26 protein-coding genes and 1 tRNA gene are annotated in these 19,985 nt (G+C 47.2%); 9 read left to right on the forward strand and 18 right to left on the reverse strand.

Translation table 11 applies throughout. The annotated features are described in order from the left end of the window. Positions 1 to 172 precede the first annotated feature (172 nt). Together X794_RS06915 and X794_RS06920 are read left to right on the forward strand one after the other, a co-directional pair. Positions 173 to 604 (forward strand): methylglyoxal synthase, encoded by a 432-nt coding sequence (locus X794_RS06915; RefSeq protein ID WP_011310010.1) that lies wholly within the window; start codon positions 173 to 175, stop codon positions 602 to 604. A 187-nt stretch (positions 605 to 791) separates the two neighbouring features. Continuing rightward, positions 792 to 1,001 (forward strand): FmdB family zinc ribbon protein, encoded by a 210-nt coding sequence (locus X794_RS06920; RefSeq protein WP_011310011.1) that lies wholly within the window; start codon positions 792 to 794, stop codon positions 999 to 1,001. A 107-nt stretch (positions 1,002 to 1,108) separates the two neighbouring features. Here the strand turns inward: X794_RS06920 and X794_RS06925 are convergent, their stop codons facing one another. The 4 genes from X794_RS06925 to X794_RS06940 form a co-directional block, all read right to left on the reverse strand. After that, positions 1,109 to 2,485 carry a mechanosensitive ion channel family protein gene (locus tag X794_RS06925; protein WP_011310012.1) on the reverse strand — a complete coding sequence of 459 codons (1,377 nt, stop codon included), beginning with the start codon at positions 2,483 to 2,485 and terminating at the stop codon, positions 1,109 to 1,111. 62 nt (positions 2,486 to 2,547) lie between these two features. Further along, positions 2,548 to 3,039 (reverse strand): TetR/AcrR family transcriptional regulator, encoded by a 492-nt coding sequence (locus X794_RS06930; protein ID WP_413540214.1) that lies wholly within the window; start codon positions 3,037 to 3,039, stop codon positions 2,548 to 2,550. A 196-nt stretch (positions 3,040 to 3,235) separates the two neighbouring features. Next, positions 3,236 to 4,225, reverse strand: coding sequence for an SDR family oxidoreductase (locus X794_RS06935; RefSeq protein ID WP_012034232.1), 990 nt, complete (start codon positions 4,223 to 4,225; stop codon positions 3,236 to 3,238). Positions 4,226 to 4,228: 3 nt separating this feature from the next. Continuing rightward, a complete protein-coding gene (locus X794_RS06940) occupies positions 4,229 to 5,215 on the reverse strand; it encodes an NAD-dependent epimerase/dehydratase family protein (RefSeq protein ID WP_034376982.1) in 987 nt (328 codons plus the stop codon). 449 nt (positions 5,216 to 5,664) lie between these two features. Between X794_RS06940 and X794_RS06945 the strand changes: the two genes are divergently transcribed. The 7 genes from X794_RS06945 (at position 5,665) to X794_RS06975 (ending at position 9,532) form a co-directional block, all read left to right on the forward strand. Further along, entirely contained in the window at positions 5,665 to 6,306 is a 642-nt protein-coding gene (locus X794_RS06945) for a peroxiredoxin (RefSeq protein ID WP_012034234.1), read from the forward strand. Between the two features lie 9 nt (positions 6,307 to 6,315). Continuing rightward, the gene (locus X794_RS06950) at positions 6,316 to 6,537 is read left to right on the forward strand and encodes a hypothetical protein (protein WP_012034235.1); all 222 of its coding nucleotides are present in this window, start codon (positions 6,316 to 6,318) and stop codon (positions 6,535 to 6,537) included. 133 nt (positions 6,538 to 6,670) lie between these two features. Then, positions 6,671 to 6,747, forward strand: a tRNA-Arg gene (locus X794_RS06955). A gap of 173 nt (positions 6,748 to 6,920) precedes the next feature. After that, positions 6,921 to 7,130, forward strand: a complete 210-nt coding sequence (locus tag X794_RS06960) for a hypothetical protein (protein ID WP_012034236.1) — start codon at positions 6,921 to 6,923, stop codon at positions 7,128 to 7,130. Positions 7,131 to 7,329: 199 nt separating this feature from the next. Then, positions 7,330 to 7,713, forward strand: coding sequence for a zf-TFIIB domain-containing protein (locus X794_RS06965; RefSeq protein ID WP_011310020.1), 384 nt, complete (start codon positions 7,330 to 7,332; stop codon positions 7,711 to 7,713). A 41-nt stretch (positions 7,714 to 7,754) separates the two neighbouring features. Next, positions 7,755 to 8,321 (forward strand): LemA family protein, encoded by a 567-nt coding sequence (locus tag X794_RS06970; RefSeq protein WP_011310021.1) that lies wholly within the window; start codon positions 7,755 to 7,757, stop codon positions 8,319 to 8,321. Positions 8,322 to 8,338: 17 nt separating this feature from the next. Next, the gene (locus X794_RS06975; protein WP_011310022.1) at positions 8,339 to 9,532 is read left to right on the forward strand and encodes a M48 family metallopeptidase; all 1,194 of its coding nucleotides are present in this window, start codon (positions 8,339 to 8,341) and stop codon (positions 9,530 to 9,532) included. Positions 9,533 to 9,612: 80 nt separating this feature from the next. Here the strand turns inward: X794_RS06975 and cysE are convergent, their stop codons facing one another. The 14 genes from cysE to tatA all read right to left on the reverse strand — a co-directional run bounded on the left by cysE (position 9,613) and on the right by tatA (position 19,912). Beyond that, a complete protein-coding gene (gene cysE, locus X794_RS06980) occupies positions 9,613 to 10,305 on the reverse strand; it encodes a serine O-acetyltransferase (RefSeq protein WP_011310023.1) in 693 nt (230 codons plus the stop codon). 27 nt (positions 10,306 to 10,332) lie between these two features. After that, positions 10,333 to 10,677, reverse strand: a complete 345-nt coding sequence (gene cutA, locus X794_RS06985; RefSeq protein WP_011310024.1) for a divalent-cation tolerance protein CutA — start codon at positions 10,675 to 10,677, stop codon at positions 10,333 to 10,335. Positions 10,678 to 10,682: 5 nt separating this feature from the next. Beyond that, positions 10,683 to 11,591, reverse strand: a complete 909-nt coding sequence (nadA, locus tag X794_RS06990; protein WP_011310025.1) for a quinolinate synthase NadA — start codon at positions 11,589 to 11,591, stop codon at positions 10,683 to 10,685. A 125-nt stretch (positions 11,592 to 11,716) separates the two neighbouring features. Continuing rightward, positions 11,717 to 12,382, reverse strand: coding sequence for a class I SAM-dependent methyltransferase (locus X794_RS06995; RefSeq protein ID WP_011310026.1), 666 nt, complete (start codon positions 12,380 to 12,382; stop codon positions 11,717 to 11,719). Beyond that, on the reverse strand, positions 12,379 to 13,452 hold the full coding sequence (locus tag X794_RS07000; protein WP_011310027.1) for an AIR synthase family protein: 1,074 nt from the start codon (positions 13,450 to 13,452) through the stop codon (positions 12,379 to 12,381). The genes X794_RS06995 and X794_RS07000 overlap by 4 nt, the downstream gene beginning before the upstream one ends. Positions 13,453 to 13,680: 228 nt before the next feature. After that, positions 13,681 to 14,127: an RrF2 family transcriptional regulator gene (locus tag X794_RS07005; protein WP_011310029.1), complete on the reverse strand. Its 447-nt coding sequence runs from the start codon at positions 14,125 to 14,127 to the stop codon at positions 13,681 to 13,683. A gap of 198 nt (positions 14,128 to 14,325) precedes the next feature. After that, positions 14,326 to 15,360 carry an FAD:protein FMN transferase gene (locus X794_RS07010; protein WP_012984555.1) on the reverse strand — a complete coding sequence of 345 codons (1,035 nt, stop codon included), beginning with the start codon at positions 15,358 to 15,360 and terminating at the stop codon, positions 14,326 to 14,328. Between the two features lie 83 nt (positions 15,361 to 15,443). Beyond that, a complete protein-coding gene (locus X794_RS07015) occupies positions 15,444 to 16,637 on the reverse strand; it encodes a 4Fe-4S binding protein (protein WP_011310031.1) in 1,194 nt (397 codons plus the stop codon). A gap of 191 nt (positions 16,638 to 16,828) precedes the next feature. Then, entirely contained in the window at positions 16,829 to 16,951 is a 123-nt protein-coding gene (locus X794_RS07485; protein WP_011310032.1) for a hypothetical protein, read from the reverse strand. After that, the gene (locus tag X794_RS07020; protein WP_012034245.1) at positions 16,915 to 18,066 is read right to left on the reverse strand and encodes an FMN-binding protein; all 1,152 of its coding nucleotides are present in this window, start codon (positions 18,064 to 18,066) and stop codon (positions 16,915 to 16,917) included. Before X794_RS07020 ends, X794_RS07485 begins: the two co-directional genes overlap by 37 nt. Positions 18,067 to 18,234: 168 nt before the next feature. Beyond that, complete coding sequence (tatC, locus tag X794_RS07025) at positions 18,235 to 19,023, reverse strand: twin-arginine translocase subunit TatC (RefSeq protein ID WP_011310034.1); 789 nt, start codon at positions 19,021 to 19,023, stop codon at positions 18,235 to 18,237. Continuing rightward, positions 19,020 to 19,310 (reverse strand): Sec-independent protein translocase subunit TatA/TatB, encoded by a 291-nt coding sequence (locus tag X794_RS07030; protein WP_011310035.1) that lies wholly within the window; start codon positions 19,308 to 19,310, stop codon positions 19,020 to 19,022. Before X794_RS07030 ends, tatC begins: the two co-directional genes overlap by 4 nt. Before the next feature lie 76 nt (positions 19,311 to 19,386). Then, complete coding sequence (locus X794_RS07035) at positions 19,387 to 19,623, reverse strand: twin-arginine translocase TatA/TatE family subunit (protein ID WP_034376979.1); 237 nt, start codon at positions 19,621 to 19,623, stop codon at positions 19,387 to 19,389. Between the two features lie 91 nt (positions 19,624 to 19,714). Next, complete coding sequence (gene tatA, locus X794_RS07040) at positions 19,715 to 19,912, reverse strand: twin-arginine translocase TatA/TatE family subunit (protein WP_011310037.1); 198 nt, start codon at positions 19,910 to 19,912, stop codon at positions 19,715 to 19,717. Between the last annotated feature and the right edge of the window lie 73 nt (positions 19,913 to 19,985).

Below are 19,985 nucleotides of genomic sequence, written 5' to 3' on the forward strand. Positions count from 1 at the left end.
GTCAAAACCACTCCAAAGCTGGAAGACTATTAGCTAATTTACATAACAGAATATACTCTATCCATGCCAGCAAATTTAACACAATCTTAATGCAAGCTTAGCAAGGGCTTAATAATTTGCTGTTAGAATCACATTTACGGAAAGCAGAGAGGCATCCTCAGGAGAAACATAAGTGGAAGAACCTAAAATAACTCTGGGGCTTATTGCCCATGATAACTGCAAAAAAGACATGGTGCAACTGATACACTCGTATGCCCATCTGATGAAAGGGCATCACCTTATTGCTACCCGAAGCACCGGTGAACTTATCCAAAAACACACCGGACTGCCGGTTATACTCAAGGAAAGCGGCCCTGACGGCGGAGAACTGCAGCTGGGAGGCTTTGTGGCCAGCCGCATAATCAAAGCAGTAATTTTCCTGCGTGACCCCTTGAAGCGTAAAAGCCATGAACCGGATGTTACCGCCCTGATGCGGATATGTGATGCCCACAATATTCCGCTGGCTACCAACCGGGCTACAGCTGCCTGTGTCCTCCATATGGCCCTTTTTCACCCCGAAAAGCTGGATGATACACCGCCCGGAGAGAACCGTGATAATCCGTAACCATTACTCAAGGGTGGGATATTTATCAGCTCTCCATAAGTGTCCTCTTGCACACCGTACCTGAGGACAAAACTGCTTTTAATCCAAATTTGATATTCCTGTCCCAAAACCTTGTATTTCAAGACACTTTACAACCCTGTCCTGATTTTCTAAAATATTCTAAGCAAATATTCCGGGAGAAATAAACATGGCACTATATGAATTTAGTTGCACCAAGTGCAAATATGTTTTTGAAGTAAACCTGAAAGTAGATGACAGGGATACCCCCCAGACCTGCCCGAAATGCGGGACAACTGAATGCAAACGCAGTTTCGGCAGTCCGGTAACCACCCAGTTTTCAGGCGTTTTCAGCTCTACTCAGGCCCGTGGTAAAAATAAAACACCTGAAAAAAAGTAATCCACCTGAGCAATTTGAACAAACCCAGATAACTTCTCCGAACTAAAACCAAATGAGGCAGTCTTACGGTGACTGCCTCATTGTTATTTACCGGAGTAAAACCTAAACTACTCTGACTCCGGTTCAGATTCAGCTTCCGGAAGTTCTTCGCCCGACACTTTGGCAATTTGCATCTTCGAACCCGGCAAAGCATTGCCAAAGAAGACCTTGGTATGCGGCCAGGGTATTTCAATATGTTCACGGTCAAAGGCAATCTTTATCCGCTTGCGAAGCTCTCCTTTTATAGCCCACTGAGTACCCGGCTTGACGTCACCCAACACTTTAATATCCACCCCGGAGTCACCCAGTTTGTTCACTCTGAGTACTCCCAGTGAATTTTTGACTACGGATTTATTCCATTCGGGTTCACTGGTAAATTCGGCACACACCTTGTTTATAACATCTATGGCATGGTTTATATCTTCCTGATAGCCGATACTGATATCAAAATTAACCCGTGAAAGATACTTGGTGTAGTTGCTGGTTATCCGTATTTCACCGTTGGAAACTACGTGCACCACCCCGTCCAGATCACGCACAATGGTACGGCGAAGGTCTATAAATTCCACCTCACCCACTACATCCATTACCTTGATAACGTCTCCCACCGAATACTGGTTTTCCAGTATTATAAACAAACCTGAAAGGTAATCCTTAACCAAACTCTGGGCACCAAAGCCGATAGCCACACCCAAAACACCGACACCGGCCAGTATAGGCCCGATATCCAACCCCACCTCAGACAGGGCCACAAAAGCCCCCATAGCCACTACCACTACCTCTGCAGTAGATACAGCCACCCCGATAAGGGTATCCGCCCGTTTTTTAGCTTCTTCTTTGGGTTTGGCAACCCCGCCATATATAATTCCACGGATAAGCGCCGGTACGCCCCGGCTGACAGCATAAACACCGGCAATAATCAAACCTATGATAAGTAACAGTTTGACTCCGTGGGTACCCAGCCAAACGGTCAGCCCGTCTGCTGCCACCCCGTATATTCCTATACCCGCAACTACCAGAGTCAGTACTGCCAACAATGGCACTACAAAACGAAGGCTGTCTATAATATGGTCATTTACCTGTGAATTGGCTTTGCCGGGTATTTCTGTTTTAAGCCAGCTAAGCAACCCTTCTATCAGCCCGGCCCCAATCCAAAGCGTCAGGGCTGCCATAAGTAATTCAAGGGCTTTAGAAATCTGTTTGCTAAGATCAACTTGAATAGTCAGATTTTCAAATATGATATACAAAGCAATGCACCAAATAACCAGCAAAACCGGTAAACGGACTGCTTTGAGTGCCTTCCTAAGTAAACTTACTTTTTTCCCTTCTTCATCTTTCCGGATATATCTGGAAAACAATTTGTTCACCAAAAAAAACAGGACAAGGGCAATAGCTGCTACAATAGCCGCCATAACCAAACTATCAAACGTAAATTCTATCAGCATAGGGTTTTCTTTCTACTCCACATTTCCATACATCTATAGCCAGATTATACTCCAAAATCCTGCTAACCGCGCAAACCGTGTATAGCCACCGAAATAACCTCCGGCATAAGCTGGGGTTTGGAAAGCATTCTTTCGGCAATATTGGGTATGGCATAAACACCCCGCCTGACTATCTGGTAATAAAAGAAAAAGCCTTCCAGACTAAGGTCCGGTCTGATATACCCGCCGGCTTTTCCCTCTGCCAGCAACTTGCCGATAAGATTATCCCGCCGCTCTCCCCAATAATTATCAATATATTCCTGTATAACCGGGTAATGCTTGGCAGAAGTTTCCATGAGTTCACCCTGATACTGCTGGGTCAGGGCTTCCTGACTGAAAAAGAGAGTCTCCAGCTTTTCCTCAAAGGGCATCTTGGCCTCTATTATCTTACGGTAGCTGTCCAGCAAATTGTCCAGAAAGACCTTGAAGATTTCTTTGATAAGTGCTTCCTTGTTTCCGAAGTGGTTGTAAACCGTTACCGGCGAAACACCCGCCTGCCGGGCTATTTCAGGTATGCAAACCCGGCTGAAGCCGTGCTGCTCAAATAATTCCAAGGCAACCCTAAGGATAGCTTCTTTGCTCTGGGTCTTGCGTTTTTCAAATCCGTCCATCATTTCACCGATTTTTTATTACTTTTATTAATAGTATACAAAATATAAGATTAAACACAAGTCATCAAGTATACAAATTTATAAAACTTGTATACCAGCTTTAATCACTTAAATAACCCTTGGATTTGAACCACAAATATGCGTCTGCCAGAGATTCCTCCGCCAGACGGGGGGAGAACCCCAGTTCACAGCGGGCTTTGGCAGAACTGATATTGGAATTGCTCCGCAGTACATCTAACGAATATGCTGTAAAAAGAGGGGCGCTATGGGTCAGGCGGTAATACGGATAACTGATATAAGCACCCAGTTTGGCAAGAATATAAGGTACTCGGAGACGGGGAGGAGTAAGCCCGCTAAGCCTGCCCAGTATTTCAAACAAACTCTTAATGCTGACGTACTGGCCGGAGAGTATATAACTCTGCCCATCCTGCCCCTTTTCAAAGGCGGATATCATGCCTATAGCTACATCCCGTACATCTACGAAATCGTAGCCCCCGTCTACATAAGCACTCATTTTCCCCCTGGCGTAGTCCACCACTACTCTGCCCATTTCTGAAGGATCATAGTCATACGGACCGATAACCCCACTGGGGCAGACAATAACACCTGAAAGCCCGGCTGAAAATCTCTTAAGCACCTCTAGAGCCCCCTGAGCCATACTCCGGTTGTAACCCGGCGGGAAATCAGACGGATGATATCCCTCTTCTTCAGTAAAAGCTGTCCCCGGGGGAGGTTCGGACAGGGCATGGATTGAAGAAGTATAAAGCAGGCGGGTTATTCCGCACTCCAGACAGGCATCAGCCATATTGGCTGCCCCTTTTATATTGGTTTCATAAAGCTCTTTTTCCCGCCCCGGTATTATGGAAACAATACCCGCCAGATAAAAAACAGCCTCACACCCTTTTAGCCCGTCCAAAACAGAGGGATAAACGGTTACGTCACCCTCCACCCGTTCAATATCAAGCCCCTGAATAGACAGGGCGGTATCTCCCGGCTTCACCAAAGCTCTTACCCCGTAGCCGGATTTCAGTAGCTCCCTGACCAGCACGTTGCCGATACGGCCGGAAGCCCCGCTGACTAATACTTTCATATTTTACCCGGCTTCTTTGCGGGGGATTTCCAGACAAGCGTCTACCGTATCTTTCAGGGCTGTATCCAGCCCGCCCTGCCCGTAACCTAAAGCCTTACGCGACAGGATAGGGTCAAAGAAGGTGTTACGTGTCTGCAAGATGATATAACTAACAGGGTCCAGCCCTGATTCCCGTCCCTGTAAACGATGAATGCTTTTAAGACCTAAAGCAGCCAGACGCAGGATAAAAGCCGGCAAATGAAGAACCTTTTTAGGTTTGCCCAGAATTACCCCAAACTTGGAAAGCAATGCGTCCCAGCTGAGGTTTTCGTCACCCACCAGATAGCTATGCCCCGCCTGCCCTTTTTCCACCGCTCCGGCGATAGCCTCGCCCACCCTTACCGCCGAGACACAGTTTGTGCCGCCGCGGGGGTAAAAAAGCCACCAGCCGGAATTAAGGTACTTTATCAGGGGTTCCCAGATAGGGGTGCGGCCGGGCATACTCCCGAATATATAAGGCAGACGCAAACCGCAGATAGCCATTTCGTTCCCGCCCAGCTTGAAAAGGGCTTCTTCCTGCTCAAGGCGGCTTTCAATATACGGGTGGTGTTCGGCAAGGTGCAATTCCGGCCAAAGTTTGGCAAAATGGCAGAAATATGAACCCAAGAAAACGCCCCTCTTTACCCCGGCCTCTTTGGCAATAGAAAAGAAGTGGAGACAGTCTTCAACATTGGCCTTGTGGAAATAAAGATAAGCCGGAGCTTTGGGAACTACCCGGTCATCTGCACCGGCGGCATACACCACTACGTCCTGACCTTTGAGCATGGACAGCAACATACCGTGATTAAGATTGTGGATATTTGAAAGAAATACCTCTACCGATGGGGGGAATATATGGTCTGACGGCATGGGCGGCAAAGCTATTACAGACACCTGATGCCCCCGGCGTACCAGTTCCAGTACGGCATGATACCCCAGAAAGCCGGTTCCGCCTACTACAAGTACCCGCATGCATGCCTCCTGCCAGGTTTTTACCGGATAGGAACATAAAACAACTGCTACCTGTCATCCGAGTGCTATTGATTGACCACAAAAAACCCACAGCCCATCTCGTAAATACCATTTTTTGTATCTCACCTAAGGTACTTCACAAGAGAACTACCAAATAAATGAGAACTTAATGGCTACACAGATGACCTTTGGCATCTGCCCGCAGAAAAATACACCTGATTAAGTCTAGCAGACCCAAAACAGGTTTAAATACGTGCAACTACGTAATTTTGTGCTTTTTGAGCAGGGTAACGAATATAAAAATACCCGGATTGAAAGCCGCCTTAAAACACCCCCCTGTCAGACAAGTGCTACCGGTGCTACACTATAAAGAAGGGGTTTTATAACCTCACTTCGCCCCTTTATGAACCTAAGGCAGATATGCCGGTGAATTAAAACAGGAGGATAAAATGGAAGAAGTAGCCCGCGCCATGCCCCGTATCGGGGATATCGCACCTCAGTTTGAAGCCTTGACCACTCATGGTGTTTTGAAACTGGAAGATTTCAAAGGCCAGTGGCTCATTATCTTTTCCCATCCCGCAGATTTTACTCCCGTCTGCACCACTGAATTTATTGCCTTCACTGAAATTTACCCTGAACTGCAAAAGAGGGGCGTGGAATTGCTGGGCTTAAGTGTAGACAGCAATTCGTCCCATATTGCCTGGGTAAGAAATGTTGAAGATAAAACCGGAATAAAGATACCCTTCCCCATTATTGCCGACCTTAATAAAGAGGTTTCCTCTGCCTATGGCATGCTTCACCCCGGACAGAGCAAAACCGAAACTGTCCGGTGCGTGTTTATACTTGACCCCGGTCAGAAAATACGCCTCATCATGTACTACCCCATGAACGTAGGGCGGAATATGCAGGAGATTTTACGGGTAATTGACGCCCTCCAGACCGCTGACGAGTATAAAGTAGCCCTGCCGGCTAACTGGCATCCCGGTGACAAAGTAGTAGTGCCTTCTCCATCTACCCAGGAAATGGCCGAAGAAAGAATGGGGCAGGGTTATGAATGTGTAGACTGGTATTTGTGCAAGAAACAGCTTTAGGAGGCTGAAATGCCCTGTTTTGAATCTGACGGAAGCTTGAGTACCAGCGGTAAGCAAACCCTGAAAGCTATAAAGGAACATCCCGGTACACCGGAAGAGATAGCCCCTTTTTCAGGTTTACCCCTGTACCGGGTCAGGAGCGGAACGCGTGCCTTGGCAGAAGCGGGACTGGCCGAAGAAAAAGAAGGCAAATACCATCTGACACCTAAAGGCAATACCCTGCTGGGCTAGAATAAAGCAAAATTATATATGCCCGCTCCACCAGAGAAGCGGGCATATATAATTTATCTGACCGAATTGACACCTGTCTGGCAGGCAATTGCCCGCCCCGCCGACTTTCAGCTATAATAAGGTTTTGTTGCAAGCCCCTGTAGCTCAGTAGGATAGAGCAGCGGTTTCCTAAACCGCGTGTCGGGCGTTCGAATCGCCCCAGGGGTACCACTTTCTAAAGCTAAGAAGCTCTCCCTTTGAAGAAATTCTCCTTCAAAGGGTTTTTCTTTTTACTAATTTTTTGCAAATCACGTTTTACTGAATATACTTTAACCTATTGCCATTAGTCTTCTATTGTGCTTAAATTAGTCATTATAGCGTTTTACTTAAGAAGGCAATCTCAGATGAATAAGCTTGCTTTGTTTCTGGCTATTTCAGGCGGTATCTGTATGGTACTGGGTTTCCTGACTGCACTCGGAATAATCCCGCCGCTGGTTGCCAGCGGGCACTTTTTCGGCCCGATAAGCAACACTACTATAGGCATGGGCGGTATGGCTGTTATCTTGCTGCTGGGCTGTATTGCCTGCCTTATTGCCCGCCGAAATCAAATTTAGCCTTACACCTGACTGTAAAAAACACCCGCCACTACCTTTCAAGGGATGCGCATTGCTTGTTATTTAGGATTGCCAAGACTTTATTCAGCCATGCCATATTCATCCTGCATGCTTCAGCTTTGATTATCAATTATCCGCCCATTGACAAGAACATATGCCTATCCATACACTAAGAGACACGTTATATAAGGAGAAGTCTATGATTTGCCCGGCTTGCTCTAAAGATATGCTGGTAGTGGAATACCGCGAGATAGAGCTGGACTATTGTCCGGCCTGTCACGGGGTTTGGTTTGATGCCGGAGAATTGGGGTTATTGCTGAACGCGGTAAACCTGAAAAACAGCCCCGAAAAAGCAGCTGAAGTAACCGATAACCGAGAGGCTAAACGCCACTGCCCCATCTGCCGCCGTAAAATGAAAAAAACCGCCCTGATAAAAGACCCTCTGCTGATAACCGATGACTGCCCCGGGGGACACGGCATGTTTTTTGACGGGGGAGAGGTAGACCAGCTTATTACCCGCTTGAGTAAAGATACCAAGCAACCGGCGGTGGATTTTCTAAAAGAAGTATTCAAATCTAAATAAACCAATAATTTTTAGTAAATAAAGAACACAAGGAGGGAAACATGTGGATTGCACTTATAGTCATTCTGGCACTGGTCCTGGTATTGGGGCTGTGGTTTGCCGGTGCTTACAACGGCCTGGTAGGTCTGCGGAATCAGGTTAAAAATGCCTGGGCGCAGATAGATGTCCAGCTGAAAAGACGCTACGACCTGATACCCAACCTGATTGAAACTGTCAAAGGCTACATGACCCATGAACGGCAAACTCTTGAATCTGTGACCAATGCCCGTAATCTGGCCCAGCAGTTATCTACTTCAACCAGTGTAGAAGCCAGAGCCAAAGCTGAAGGCGAACTGTCTTCTGCCCTTTCCCGCCTGCTGGCAGTAGTTGAAAACTACCCCAACCTAAAGGCTAACCAGAACTTTCTGGCTTTGCAGGAAGAACTGACCTCTACTGAAAACAAGATAAGTTTTGCCCGCCAGTTTTACAATGATTCGGTTATGAAATACAACAACCAAACCCAAATGTTCCCCTCAAACATTGTGGCCGGTATGGCTAATTTCAAGGCCAGCGAATTCTTTGAGGTCAAGGTGGAAGAGGAACGCCAGGCTCCCAAGGTAAAGTTTTAAGCAGGATTTAAACTGATATGTGGGAACAGATACAATCCAATAGAACCCGTTCCATTATGCTGGTTATAGGTATGGGGCTTATTCTGGTAGCCTTGGGCTACGCTTTGGGGATGGCTTTTACCGATAACGGGCTGGCGGGACTGGTGATTGCCCTTGTCCTGTGGGGAATAATGAACCTGATAGCCCTGACCCAGGGGGATAGTATCCTCTTGGGTATGGCTAATGCCAAGGAGATAAAACCCTCTGACCACCCGCGCCTTTACAACGTGGTGGAGGAAATGAAGATTGCCTCCGGTATGGACACCATGCCCAAGGTTTATATCATTGATGACCCTGCCTTGAACGCTTTTGCCACCGGACGGGACAAAAACCATATCTCGGTGGCTATCACCTCCGGCCTGCTGCAAAAGCTGAACAGGGATGAGCTTCAGGGCGTTATAGGGCACGAAATGGCCCATATAAAAAACCGGGATGTATCACTAATGGTCTGGTGCAGCATCCTTCTGGGAACTATCGTTATCTTAGCCCAGTACGGCTCACGGATGTTTATTTTCGGCGGAGGGTCACGCCGTTCTTCCTCCAATGAGGGGAGTGGCGGCGGGGCTCAGGCTATTTTAATGGTGGCAGCACTTTTGCTTATTGTGTTGGCACCCTTGTTTGCCCAGCTGATTTACTTTGCCATTTCACGCAAACGGGAGTATCTGGCAGATGCCTCTTCCGCCCAGTATACCCGTTACCCTGAGGGACTGGCTTCAGCCCTTGAAAAACTGGGGGCTTCCACTGAACAGCTGCGTTCAGCCAATCAGGCTACCGCTCCCATGTATATCATCAACCCTTTCAGGGCCAAAGGTAAGGCTGCGGCTAACCTGACATCCACCCATCCCCCCATCAGCGAGAGGGTAAGGATTCTGCGGTCTATGAACGGGGCTTCCTACCACAACTATGATGAGGCCTTTAAACAGGTAAAAGGCGGGCATGTCATACCCCCCACTGCCATTAAGCTGGACCATGACGAAACCATCAGGGAGGCTTCGGATGAAGGGCCTTTGGCTACCGAAATAGGCCGCGCCCGAGAGACCTCAAATGCCCTCTGGAATATGAATAAATACCAGACGGTAGATTGCGATTGCGGAGTCAGGCTTCGCGTTCCGCCCGGTTTGAAAGGGCAGGAAATCCAATGCCCCCACTGCGGTGAAATCCACCAGACTTGATACCGGTTTTAAACTAAAATATTAAAGGGGCGGTTAATAACCGCCCCTTTTTTGTTATCTCTGCAAACTGTGATAAATGACTACAGGTTAAACTCTTTCATAATCTCGCGTATCTGCCCGCGAAGCTCATCCTGAGGCACTTTCAGTCCGCTGTTTTTTTCAAGCTGGGCAAGCCTGTCCATCAGTTTTTGCTGTTCGGTCAGAACCACTTTCAGAGCGTCTGCTACCGGGTCAGGCAGTTTGCCGTGTTCCAGATCAATAACCATACGGCGTGATTCTTCAACCACCCGCCCGGGTATGCCAACTACAGTCGCCCCGGCCGGAACATCTTTGGTAACCACCGAACCTGCCCCTACTTTAGCCCCTTCACCCACCGTAATGCCGCCCAGCACTATTGCGCCTGTACCGATAACTGCATTATCGCAGATAGTAGGGTGGCGTTTGCCTTTGGACAGACTGGTTCCGCCAAGCACCACACCCTGATACATAAGCACGTCATTGCCAATTTCAGAGGTTTCGCCAATGACTACCCCCATCCCATGGTCAATGAAGAAACGCTGACCTATTTTTGCCCCCGGATGAATCTCAATGCCGGTGCAGAACCGCCCGCCATGGGAAAGCCAGCGTGCCCAGAAATGGAGTTTATGCCGCCACAGCCAGTTTGCCACCCGGTGAAACCAGAGAGCATGCAAACCGGGATAACAAAATAGAACCTCTGCCACACTTCTGGCAGCCGGATCTTTGCTGAAAACATTTTTAATATCTTTTATCATTTAAGCACCCATTATAGCACCCATTGGCTATTCCGGAATATCCGTCTGGGCAGAAAGTTCTTTATCCAGCCAGTCCAGATACTCCGGACTGCCCCCGACAACCGGCATTGCCAGCACTTCGGGGTTTTCGTAGCTGTGAACTTCATGCACTACCTCTATGAGCGAAGCAAGCAGAGACTGGCGGGTTTTTACAATAAGCAGGCTTTCGGTTGATTCCTCTACCTTGCCCTGCCACCAATACTGTGAGTTTGCCCGCGGGATAATGCTGACACAGGCCGCTTTGCGTTGGTTAAGAAGCACCTTTGAGATAAGGGTGGCTTCCTCCGCGTCGGTGGCGGTAATGAAGACTATCAGAAATGGATTTGCCTTCACCCTTTTTATACCACCCTCAGCATTCGTTCCACCGCACCCACTGCCTTAACGCGAATTTCTTCCGGTACGCTTACTACCGCCTGCATATTTTCCAGACTGGCAAGAAGTTTGGGCAGGGTGGTCATTTTCATATTGGCACACACAGCCTGTTCGGATACCGGTATAAAAAGCTTGTCCGGGTTTTCTTTGCGCAGGCGGTAGATCATGCCTATTTCAGTACCTACAATAAGCTCTTTGACATCCGCCCGGGCAGCATAGCTAACCATCTGCCCGGTGGATAAAACCTCGTCTGCCAGAGCAGTTACCTCAGGGCGGCTTTCAGGGTGGACTATTACTTTGGCGGCAGGGTAGTGTTTTTTCAGGTTTACAATATCTTCTGGTTTTATGCGTGCATGACTGGGGCAATAGCCCGGCCAGCTTATTATTTTTTTACTGGTGCGTTCTTTGACAAAAGCCCCCAGATACTGGTCAGGTACGAACAAAACTGTATCTGATTTCAGGCTTTCCACCACTTTGACGGCATTAGCCGAAGTACAGCAAATATCCGACTCGGCCTTGACCTCAGCTGTAGAGTTAACATAACATACCACCGGCAGTCCGGGATGACGGGATTTGAATTCCCTGAGTTCCGCCCCGCTTATCATATCCGCCATAGGGCAACCGGCCCTTGGTTCAGGTGCAAGCACTATCTTTTCGGGGCTGAGAATGGCCGCTGTTTCCGCCATAAAGTGAACTCCGCAAAATACTATTACTTCGGCATCAACCTTTGCCGCCTTACGGGCCAGTTCCAGCGAATCACCCACAAAATCCGCTGCGTCCTGAATTTCTCCAAGCTGGTAGTTGTGGGCCAGTATAATGGCCTTACGCTCTTTTTTCAGTTCCGCTATCTTGTGCGAAATAAGCTCTCTATACATATATCTGCCCCTTACGGCCTAATTTTACCACCCGAAGGATATAAAAACCTATACTATATGGCAAACCCGGCTAAACTCTATGGTTTGCAGCCGGGCTGTTTTACCTGATGAAGCGGAGTGTTGGGCTAAAGCGGTTTACGCGCCTGAATTATCTGAAACATGCCTAAAAGACGCTGGCGGCGGTTCAGGATTTCAAACCCGGCATCCTTTAGTTCACCGCTTAGTACTCCCGGCTGCATCATCTGGTAGGCAGGCAGACCTTCAAACACCCGTATAAATACCCTGATACCAAGTCCGCCGATACCCTGTGGCAGATTATAGTCCAGTACGTTGAAAACACCCCCCGGCTTAAGCACTTTGTAAACCTGTTTAATCGCTTCACAGCGGATAGGGGTGGGCATTTCGTGCAGCCCGTAAGATACAAAGGCCTTGTCAAAGGCACCCTCAGGGAAGGGCAGATTGTCACCCGAAGCCTGTTGGAAAACAGCCGGCATGCCCACTACCTTTTCTTTGGCTCTGGCCATCATATCCGGGGAAAGGTCAACACCTGTTACTTGACCGCCCTTCAGTTTTCCGGCTACCAGACGGGTAGTAGCACCTGTGCCGCAGCACATATCAATAATATTGTCTGCGGGCTGGATATTTGCCGCATCTACAAACTTGCGGCGAAAGCGTTCTTCCCCGCCGAAAGGCGTAAAAAGCAAGCGGGTTAAAAAGTCGTAAACTTTGGAATAACGTTTCCAGTAATCTGTCTTGTAATAGGAGGGCGGAGTAACTTTGTCCTGCATCATTTTTTGCCTTCCAGTTCATTATACTTTTCCAAGGCATTATAAAATGCCTTCCAGAACGGGTCAACCTGAGGGTGAACGAGGGGCTTTCCCTGCCCGTTTTCAATCATTTTCATACCGCTTCCGGCCGGGGTTATTTCACCCGCTACCGAGGCCTTGGTACCCTTAGCCGCCATAGCTGAAAGGATTGCTTCCGCCCGGTGGGCTCGGCAGGTGAGCAGCAGGGTACCCTCGCTTATAGACGCATAGGGGTCTATTTCAAACAGGGAGCAGATTTCTTTTACCCCGTCTTCAATAACAATTTTGTCTTTTTCTATGGTAACGCCCAGACCCGCGGCTTCAGCTATTTCATACAGCCCGCCCCAGATACCGCATTCGGTAGCATCATGCATGGCAGTTACCCCGTTATCCCGGACACCCACAGACACAGCTGCCAGAGCGTCTTCCACCACACTCATCTTATAAAAAATACCTTGCGCTTTTCGGCTGAAATCTTGTCCGTATTTTTTGGCCAGAAAACCGGGGAACATAGCAGCGAAAATACCGCAGGCTTCAATAGCCGGACCTTTGGTGATTATTATTTTATCACCGGGCTTTACAAATTCCGGGCCGACATACTGGTTAAGTTCACCTTCGCCGATTACAGTTGCCCCGCCAACGAAAGGATAGCTGCAGTTTTCATATCTGGCGGTATGCCCGGTTACTATAGATACGCCATTTTGGGCGCACTGGTCATGAATGACCTGCCAAACTAGACTCAGCTGGTCTTTGGTAATACTCATGGGCAAATTAAGGTCTATGGTCAGGTATTTGGGTTTTAAACCTGAGGTAACTGAATCTGAAAGGAGAATATGAATGGCAAACCAGGCCGCCCTTTCCCAACCATATTCAGGCACTATAAAGACCGGGTCGGTGGTCAGGGAAACAGCCTTGCCCCCCAGATTGATTACGGCGGCATCAACCCCGCTTCTGGGGCCGATAAGCACATCCTGTGAAGCTACCCCCAGTCTGGGATAGATAAGTTCCCGAAAAATATCCGGTGATATTTTACCTATTTCAGGCATTTCAGACATATCCACTTGCTCCTTTATAATACTGGGCTACAGGAAATACAGATATCTGCAAATTATACCTGAAATAGCATCTAAGACCAATTCTACCCTGAATACCCGGAGTCACCTGATGGGACACTATAAAAACCAAATTTCCGGCAGGTTATTTTGAAATATCCTTACCGGAAAATTGATCATTTATCTTGATTAAAGAGTACCCGAATATTTTATTGCGGGCATTAAAGGCTTTTAAATGCTCAGCTCCAGAGGAACTTCAGGTGAACCGCTTTCTTTCCACTGCTGTACCAGATTATCTAAATTTATAGAATCCAAAATTTCATCGGTAGCTTTTTTTATTCTGAGCCAGACATTGCGGGTTATACAACCCTCACCACGCCAGCAAACCCTAGGGTCATCTACACACTCTGAAGGGGAGGTAGATCCTTCGGTAGCCTTTACAATATCACTCAGTTTTATCTCTTTAGGATCTCTGGCCAGTACAAAACCGCCGTTTGCCCCACGAACACTCCTGACCAACCCTGCTATCCGCAAAGGGATAAAAAGCTGAGCCAGATACTGTTCAGATATCTTTCGCCGCTGAGCGACGTCACGAATCAAAATAGGGCCTTCACCGTAATGAACCGCCAGGTCAAACATGGCCTCCATGGAATGCCTGCCGCGGGCTGACAACTTCATTGTATTCGCCTCCAACAACTAACCACTAAAAGTAATATTCCTATTACTAATAAGCTTAAGAAATACGTCTATGCTATAGGATTAGTGAATTTTTGTCAAGAAAAAGGCATCTGCAGGCATAGTATAAATGGTATAAAAATGAGGACTGCCTGACTTTTGGTCAATTGTCCTCATCTAAGTAACGCCAATATCAAGGGTTCAGGTGCTGAGATGTTCACTAAGGGCACGATAACCACTGGTTGTATAACTCTTAAGGTCTTTGCCAATAAGCAGGGCTTCTGCCCCGTCCAGACTTTCAAGCAGCTTAAGGGTCTCATCCACTCCCATTACCATGGCAGCTGTAGCTAAAGCATCAGCCAGCAGAGTATCACGGGCAATAACAGTGGCACTGCACAGTTCCTGAGGTGAGAACCCGGTACTGGGGTCAATAATATGATTATACTTATAATCCGGGGTGAATGCGTTTTCATAATCACCGGAAGTAGCCATGCAGGCATTTGAAGACTGAATAACGTCATAATAACCGGTAAAAGCTCTGGGGTGGGTGATACCTACTTTCCAAGGCTGGCCGTCTTCACGCATGCCCTGAAGAGCCAAATCTCCACCGGCTTCAACTATTATCTGGCTGACACCCCGCCCGCGCAGATAGGAACTAGCCATGTCTACAATATAACCCTTGGCAATACCATCCAGAGTAATGGCCATGCCGTTCCTGCCCAAAACTATATCCTTGCCTTTGATAGACATTTCCCTGTAATCAACCAGATATTTTACTTCAGCAAGCTGGGCGGAAGAGGGAGGCAGTTTGGTTTTGGCAAAGCTGTCCTGACAGAGGTCCAAGGCAGGCAGTACAGTCGGGTCAAATGCCCCGCCGCTAAGCTCGGCACAATACCGGGCATTGGAAAGAACGGATACGAATTCGCTTGAAGCACCTATGGCCTGACCGCTCCTGTTCAGGCGGTAAAGCTCTGAGGTTATATCAAAACGGTTAAATACAGAAGACAACCGCTCAATTTCGGCAAAGGTATCTTTGACCTTGGCTTTGGCGCTGTCCTGACCGCTATCTATCAGGGTAATTGTTATATAGGTTCCCAAAAGAGCTTTGGTTTCAGAATACTGGCATTCAGCCGCCGAGGTAATCAGCTCCTTAACCCCTAAACCGCCGGCAGCTAAAACCCCGGCACCTACGGCTGAAATCCTGATAAAGTCTCTTCTGGTTAGTTTATTCTTCACTTTTTTATCCTCCCCAACCCCAAACCCTTAAAAAAGAACCGGATCTGGTGATGGTAAAAAACTTATTGTCACTAAATCTAAAGCTATTTGCCGGAAAATTTATTAACCAGCCCAATAGTGCTTTTCCGTATTTTAAGTATGATATCCATAGTAGCGCCCACCGGGCAAAGATAATGACACCAGAAATCATGGATGAAGAGAGACACGCCCAGAGTGGCTATCACCAGAAGCCACTGGTCTAGCGCGCCCTTAAGGCTAAAGATAGTGTTCCAAGGTTCAAATACGGCCAGTGAAGGGGACTGGAAAACCAGAACCAGTACCACTATCAGCCAGAGAATCACGTAACGGGTGTTTCGCATAACAAGCTGAGTGCGGGTAATGGGACGGGTACGGCCGCCGCCGATAAAATTCAAGCCCTCCTGAATGGCAGAGAACGGACACATCCAGAAACACCAAAGGTTTTTACCGAAGGCAAGCGCTGCCCCTATGATACCAAAGACCATAAGGTACAAGAGCATATTGCTCTGCCAGCTGGGTGCAAAGCCAGTGGGGAAAACGATAAAGTTGACCAGGCTAAGCGGTACAGACAGCCAGATACCAAATACCGCCAGTCCGACCAGTAGACTGAGGTAACGAAGGACATGTACTTTGCGTAAAGACGGTATCATGCGCAAGGCAAATACGGCCAAAATACCGGCGATAAAAAACACCTCGGCCAGCCCGAAATTGATAGGTTCAGGCGGAACTGGATAGGGGTTGCCAAGCTGTTCAGAAAGTATCAGGCGGCCTTCACGGACACCGGTATCAACACCGGTTGAAGAGCGGGTAGCTCCGGAAACTGCATTGATATCTTCATTCAGCTGAAGAGGATCTTGATAAGAACGCCCGATAAACTGGGAAAAATAATCATTGGCGGCAAGTCTGTTATACCAGGCAGGGGTATCGTTGGTTTGGGGAACATCCATAGCCAAAATAACGCCATCATTGCTCCATGCCACCACTACCGTCATAGGGCCGGCATAACCCAAACCCTTGCCGGAAGTAACAAAAGCAATCTGGTTGCCGTCAGAGTCAAGGGCACCGAAGAGATAAAGATCATCTGACGCCCGGTCAGCCAGTTTTTTGAAGCTGGCGGCTTCCGGAACAACCTTGGATAGATACTGCTCAACATCAGGCGAAGCTGAAACTTTGCCTATCACTCCGGCTATCACCACCGTAAGGATGGCAAATATTATAAGCGCTTTTTTACCGTGTAGCTTCCAGAAACTGCTCTGCATATAATGACCGCCTCACTTTCTGAGACACCCCACTACTAGTCTGCGTACCCCAGAAATGATTGTTTATTAATAACTATTATTAGATAAATAATTCACTGATAATACTACAACTAAATAGTTAGTTTATCACGCATATATTCCCTTGGCAAGCTCAGGGGCACGCCAGAGGTCTCCCTTTGAACCCGAATAATTTAATCTATCAGACCCGAGGCCTTTACAAACATGACCACCAGACTGATAAGTACACAGAATGACACCATGACAATCAGGAAAATATCTATCGCCTTGCTTTTTTCTTTAACAGGCTGTTCCATTTATTCCCCACCCATTTACGCGCCTTTATTATTATATCCAGTGAAGCCCCTACAGGGCAAAGATAATTACACCAGAAATTGTAAAACAGCAGAGCACCTGCAAGTGTGGCTATCAGCAGTATCCATTCCGGAAAGTCACCTTTGAGGCTGAAAAATAGATTCCAAGGCTCAAACCCGGATACATTGGGTGCTCTGAATACAAAAACCAGCATCAGTGCCAGCCAAAGGAGCGCATAGCGTACCCATTTAAAACGTTTCTGGGTTTTGGCAGAGGGAGAAACCCCCTCACCTATGAAATGAAGCCCTTCTTGAACGGCGGCGAAAGGGCATAACCAATAACAGTAATAGTTTTTGCCAAAGAGAATAGCCAATCCCAGTATTCCCCAGACCACAATATAAAAGATGATAAATTGCTCAACACTGGGGGCATAACCTACCAGAAAACTGGATATATTGTTTAGACTAAGGGGTACCGAAAGCCAGATACCCACTATAAAGAAGCTATAGGTCAAAGCCAGATAACGGGCATATTTTGGGTTTTTAAACGGCCTGAAGGTACGTACCCAAAAGACAAATGCAATCCCTAAACATACCATTAATTCGGGCAAACCAAATTTTATACCCGGAAGCGGGTCTTTATAGTCGGATCCAAGTTCTTTTACTACCAGAAGCCTTCCGGCTTTGACCGCCATAGCCACCCCGTTTGAAGAAACGGTAGAACCGGAAACAGCGTCTATATCTTCGTGTATCTGGATAGGCTCTTCGTAACCCCGGCCTATGTACTGGTCAAAAAAATGTCTGGCTTCAAGAACCCGCCACCAGGGAAGATCTTCGTGATGAACGGGAACAGATATCTGCAGGATAATGCCGTCAAGGCTCCAGTCAAGAGCAACCAGCAACGGACCGCCATAACCCTGTCCCTGTGAAATAGTAACATAGCTTTGGAGCTGACCTTCGTCATCCAGTATGGCATAAAGCACGCCCTGACTGGTAGCTATCAGTTCGGTATATTCAGAATTTTCCGGTACTACCTGAGGAATGTATTCCTGGTAACCTAAATCCTGATGGGTAAAACCATACAAAGCGGCCAATCCCAAGCTTAAAAGAGCCAGCAAAGTAACTATCCTGCTGCAATTTGGGCTAAACCGGTTTGAATTATTCAATCACTTACCATTCAAAATGGATAAATAAGGAGAGAGGCTTTATTCAAGCCTCTTCAAGATACACTTAGTTTACTCTAATCTATTAGAGAAATTCAAATAAGTCAGGGGTTTCCCTGTGGATTACTTAGACTCGATTACTTCCCTCTTCTTGCGGTAGACCAGTTTCGACAGCCAAATAGATATCTCATAAAGGACGATTAACGGACCGGCCATAATAGTCTGGTTTACGGGGTCAAAAGTGGGGGTTATAAGAGCGGCAATGACAAAGGCAATTACCACCCAGATTTTACGTTTTGAGGCCAGCCACTTTGGGGATACAACACCCAGTCTGGCCAGTACCATAATGATAAAGGGGGTCTCAAATATAAGCCCCAGAGCAATAAGTATCCGGGTAACTACATTCATATAGTCTTTGATGCCCACCACGGTAAGCACCACGTCATCACCCCAGTGCAACAGAATGTTTAAAGCGGGCGGCAAAGCTACATAATATGCGAAGGCCAAACCTGCCAGAAACATCACGGTCACTGCCGGTATGGATATGAAGATAAATTTCTTTTCGTTGCGGTTGAGTGCCGGGGTAATAAAAGCAATCAACTGGTAGAGTATATAAGGAGAGGCAAGAATGAATCCTGCCCAGAGTGATACATTGAAAAAGACCGAGGCATATTCCATAACCCCCAACTGAGCCGGTTTGAAATCCGGGCCGCCGGGAGCGGTCAGAAACCCTATTATAGGTGTGGCAAAGAAAAAGGCCGCCATTACGCCCACAACCAGTGCAATTATCCCGCGGGTAAAACGCTGGCGAAGTTCGTTAAAATGCCCGCCAATGGGCATCTTGCCCTTGGCTTTTACTTCTTCAGGGGGTTCTTCTTCCTCTACTTCGGGAGTTTCGTTTTTAGTACTCACGCTTTACCCCCGCTTCCAGGTCCATTTAAAAAGTTATCAAGCGATTTGGATTTACTGGTGGAGGTACTGGTAGAACTGCCGGTTTTCTTTTTACCGGGAGATGCCAAATTCTCAGCATCAATAGCCCGGGTAAAATCTCTGGTCATTTCACCGGTTACTTTGCGGAAAGAATTAACGAACTGGCCAATCTGACGGGCAAATTCAGGTATCTTGCCGGGCCCGAAAATGAGCGTGGCCACAATAAGCACGATAATAATTTCACCGAAGCCAATTCCCAGAAAATCCATAATTTAACGCCTTATTTCAAATTACCAACGAATTTTACTTTTAAGCCTTATGAAGAAAACACCCTAAGTAAAGGGCTTAAGACTCTTTTTTAGTCTCAGCTATCTTTTCATTTATCTTGGCAGAAACCACATCATCCTCAAGTTTTTTAACAACCTTCGGTTTGGGGGTTTCTTCTTCAAAGTCGTTCTTCTTGCGGATATTATGCAGGGCTTTACCCAGTGATTCGCCTACTTTAGGAATACGGCTGGCACCGAATACCACCACAACTAGGAGCACAATGATAAGTATTTCTATAGGACCAATCTTAGGCATAGCCCACCTCCTATTTTGAACCTTTTACAGGTTCGCTAAACAAATCCCTTCCTATTCTCAAGGAAGGGGCTCATCCCAATTTATATTTGGACTATTCGGATTTTTCAGCGGGCTTGGTTTCTTCCTTGGTTTCAACTTCTTCCTTAGCGTCTTCACCGGTGGACGCTTTTCTGAAGTTCCTGATACCCTTGCCGATAGCATCTCCAACCTGAGGAAGTTTGCCTACACCGAAAACTACCACAACCAAAAGGACAATGATAAGAATTTCCATAGGACCAATCTTAGGCATGTGTAACCTCCTAAATTAAACCTGAAAATGAGTTTAGACTGAGGCTTAATTGTAAATATAGCAAATACTCACA

Origin of the sequence: Dehalococcoides mccartyi CG5, from assembly GCF_000830885.1 — a bacterium.
In the GTDB taxonomy this organism is placed as follows: Bacteria; Chloroflexota; Dehalococcoidia; order Dehalococcoidales; family Dehalococcoidaceae; genus Dehalococcoides; species Dehalococcoides mccartyi_B.

Coding starts and splice junctions, on each gene's coding strand:
- X794_RS06920 (WP_011310011.1), top strand. CDS start 792: ATGGCACTATATGAATTTAGTTGCACCAAGTGCAAATATGTTTTTGAA.
- X794_RS06925 (WP_011310012.1), bottom strand. CDS start 2,485: ATGCTGATAGAATTTACGTTTGATAGTTTGGTTATGGCGGCTATTGTA.
- X794_RS06935 (WP_012034232.1), bottom strand. CDS start 4,225: ATGAAAGTATTAGTCAGCGGGGCTTCCGGCCGTATCGGCAACGTGCTG.
- X794_RS06940 (WP_034376982.1), bottom strand. CDS start 5,215: ATGCGGGTACTTGTAGTAGGCGGAACCGGCTTTCTGGGGTATCATGCC.
- X794_RS06945 (WP_012034234.1), top strand. CDS start 5,665: ATGGAAGAAGTAGCCCGCGCCATGCCCCGTATCGGGGATATCGCACCT.
- X794_RS06950 (WP_012034235.1), top strand. CDS start 6,316: ATGCCCTGTTTTGAATCTGACGGAAGCTTGAGTACCAGCGGTAAGCAA.
- X794_RS06960 (WP_012034236.1), top strand. CDS start 6,921: ATGAATAAGCTTGCTTTGTTTCTGGCTATTTCAGGCGGTATCTGTATG.
- X794_RS06965 (WP_011310020.1), top strand. CDS start 7,330: ATGATTTGCCCGGCTTGCTCTAAAGATATGCTGGTAGTGGAATACCGC.
- X794_RS06970 (WP_011310021.1), top strand. CDS start 7,755: ATGTGGATTGCACTTATAGTCATTCTGGCACTGGTCCTGGTATTGGGG.
- X794_RS06975 (WP_011310022.1), top strand. CDS start 8,339: ATGTGGGAACAGATACAATCCAATAGAACCCGTTCCATTATGCTGGTT.
- cysE (WP_011310023.1), bottom strand. CDS start 10,305: ATGATAAAAGATATTAAAAATGTTTTCAGCAAAGATCCGGCTGCCAGA.
- nadA (WP_011310025.1), bottom strand. CDS start 11,591: ATGTATAGAGAGCTTATTTCGCACAAGATAGCGGAACTGAAAAAAGAG.
- X794_RS06995 (WP_011310026.1), bottom strand. CDS start 12,382: ATGATGCAGGACAAAGTTACTCCGCCCTCCTATTACAAGACAGATTAC.
- X794_RS07000 (WP_011310027.1), bottom strand. CDS start 13,452: ATGTCTGAAATGCCTGAAATAGGTAAAATATCACCGGATATTTTTCGG.
- X794_RS07005 (WP_011310029.1), bottom strand. CDS start 14,127: ATGAAGTTGTCAGCCCGCGGCAGGCATTCCATGGAGGCCATGTTTGAC.
- X794_RS07015 (WP_011310031.1), bottom strand. CDS start 16,637: ATGCAGAGCAGTTTCTGGAAGCTACACGGTAAAAAAGCGCTTATAATA.
- X794_RS07485 (WP_011310032.1), bottom strand. CDS start 16,951: ATGGAACAGCCTGTTAAAGAAAAAAGCAAGGCGATAGATATTTTCCTG.
- X794_RS07030 (WP_011310035.1), bottom strand. CDS start 19,310: ATGGATTTTCTGGGAATTGGCTTCGGTGAAATTATTATCGTGCTTATT.
- X794_RS07035 (WP_034376979.1), bottom strand. CDS start 19,623: ATGCCTAAGATTGGTCCTATAGAAATACTTATCATTGTGCTCCTAGTT.
- tatA (WP_011310037.1), bottom strand. CDS start 19,912: ATGCCTAAGATTGGTCCTATGGAAATTCTTATCATTGTCCTTTTGGTT.